1 protein-coding gene is annotated in these 424 nt (G+C 46.5%); it reads left to right on the top strand.

Annotation, left to right across the window (positions count from 1 at the left end):
* The first annotated feature begins 175 nt into the window (after nt 1-175).
* On the top strand, nt 176-418 hold the full coding sequence (locus J8L84_RS20280; protein ID WP_247670910.1) for a hypothetical protein: 243 nt from the start codon (nt 176-178) through the stop codon (nt 416-418).
* Nucleotides 419-424: the final 6 nt, after the last annotated feature.

Here is a 424-nt window from a genome sequence, read left to right as displayed (position 1 = left end):
TAAGGCGTCAGCCTAAACTGCGTTTGGCTATATAAATATCCCAGTGCAACTGCCCTCACCTATTTCCATAAGCATCGCTCTGGCTTGTGGTAGGTTTAAATCCGCCGCTTTCAATTCAAAGGTTGCGCATTAGGCGCTTTATCGCCAAGTTATTATTCAACGTCAACAAGCGCCAATGCGTTCGACAGTTCAAATGGCGGCTAGCTTCAGTCAAATCAAAAACATCAATGCACAGTCGTTTTGCTTGTCTGTGTTAACAATCAATCGTATTCTGGCTTCATCAGTTTTTAAACAGACCAAAGGAACTGGCTCTGCTTCTAACAAAGCGCTCAAGTTCACTCCCTTCGGTCGCTGGGACGCTAACACGCGGGCTGACTCACTTCGTTCGGATTTTAGCCCACGTGCTAGCGCCCCTTAGCTTAAA

It is taken from the genome of Alteromonas sp. MMG017, from assembly GCF_018100795.1.
In the GTDB taxonomy this organism is placed as follows: Bacteria; Pseudomonadota; Gammaproteobacteria; order Enterobacterales; family Alteromonadaceae; genus Alteromonas.
Note: the sequence above shows the minus strand (reverse complement) of the source record. Positions and strands in the feature narration are given on the sequence as shown.

Excerpts from the sequence above, each read along its gene's own strand:
- J8L84_RS20280 (WP_247670910.1), top strand. The coding sequence starts at position 176 with ATGCGTTCGACAGTTCAAATGGCGGCTAGCTTCAGTCAAATCAAAAAC.